The sequence below is a fragment of the Lactiplantibacillus sp. ME-2 genome, from assembly GCF_022549155.1.
Taxonomy (GTDB): domain Bacteria; phylum Bacillota; class Bacilli; order Lactobacillales; family Lactobacillaceae; genus Lactiplantibacillus; species Lactiplantibacillus plantarum.
Genome location: NZ_JAKZEQ010000109.1, coordinates 1 through 1,391, shown reverse-complemented (window position 1 = coordinate 1,391; position 1,391 = coordinate 1). Strand labels below are relative to the sequence as shown.

Here is a 1,391-nt window from a genome sequence, read left to right as displayed (position 1 = left end):
TTCGGTTTCTTGAGTTACAAAGCCTGGTTAAGAATCACGTGCCTCGCCTCATTTTTAACTGCTAATGTGGGCTTAAATCAGATCATTGCCTGGTCCACCCCCGTCCTGATGTTCCTTTACCCGTTAGCCATGGCACTAATCTTCTTATCGATCCTTTCGCCACTCTTCCACAAGTCAAGTGTCGTCTATGTTTGGGTCGTCGTCTTCACCGTCGTCCCCGCCGTCTTTGATATGGTTGCCGCTTTCCCCGCCGTTGTTAGCCAAAGTACTTTCGGCCAAGCAATGGCGCATGTCCAAAGCTTCTTACCACTTGCCAGCAGCGGAATGGATTGGTTAGTCCCTGCGCTAGTTGGTGCCGTCTTTGGCACGGCCCACTACTTGTTGTTACAGCGGGCAAAGGCCAGCACTGGCATGGAAGTACCGATGAAACGCTAACCGGTACCGTACTTGTTAAACAATTTAATGAATGCCAAATAAGCACTGCCCACTATTTTGTGAGCAGTGCTTATTTGATACCTCAAGTCTAACACGAACAATTATCGCAATGAGTCGGCGTTGTCATGACCGACAACTCCAATCTATTTGAATGTTACTTTCATTGCTGATTGACCATGCTGTACTTCTGTTGACCAATCTTCAGTGTGTGCTGTAACGCGACCAGGTTGCGTAAAGAAAGTAACAACCACATCGTCATAACCACTCTGTTTGATCAGATCACGATCAAAGGTCATCAGTAAATCACCAGCGTGTACGACTTGCCCATCTTGACAATAAGTCGTAAAGCCAGCACCACGGAGGTTAACCGTCCCGATTCCCACGTGAATAATTGTTTCAAGACCGTCAGCTGACACGATTCCTAACGTATGTTTAGTTGAGAACGTAAACCGAATCGTCCCATCGAATGGCGCATAGAGGCGACCATCACTTGGCCTGATGGCGAAACCAACTCCCGGTAAGCCTTGTGGCTGTGCGGCACTTTTGACATCCGCTAATGCGAGCGGTTGACCGCTTACTGGTGCTAAGATTTCAGTGGTCAGAATGTCAGATGCAGGCGTTACCGCAACATCCACTGCTTCCCCTGTTGCCAATTTGGCCTGTAACACTTCAACAATTTCGGCATGTTTCTTTTCGGTAATGGTTACTTTGAATGTAAAGACTAACAATGACAAGATTGCACATGCTAACGGCAAGTAAAACGCTAAGAGTTCAAACGTATGAATATTACTTGCAGTCATATCGGCGCCCGTTGCACTACCAGTCATACCAGCAACTAAAGCAATGGCACCGACGATACCGTTGGAAAAGGCACCAGTAATTTTGTCGAGCATCGGCCGAACGGCAAGCACCACCGCTTCATTACGATTGCCATTCTTCAATTGACCGTATTCAAT

Annotated in this window: 2 protein-coding genes; one reads left to right on the top strand and one right to left on the bottom strand. The window is 47.3% G+C overall.

The window, feature by feature from the left end:
• Positions 1 to 435 (top strand): branched-chain amino acid transport system II carrier protein (locus tag MMY95_RS15560; RefSeq protein ID WP_241277821.1); only part of this gene is annotated, 435 nt, incomplete at its 5' end.
• Positions 436 to 578: 143 nt separating this feature from the next.
• Here the strand turns inward: MMY95_RS15560 and MMY95_RS15555 are convergent.
• The coding region (locus MMY95_RS15555) for a PTS sugar transporter subunit IIA (protein WP_241277820.1) at positions 579 to 1,391 on the bottom strand (813 nt) is incomplete at its 5' end.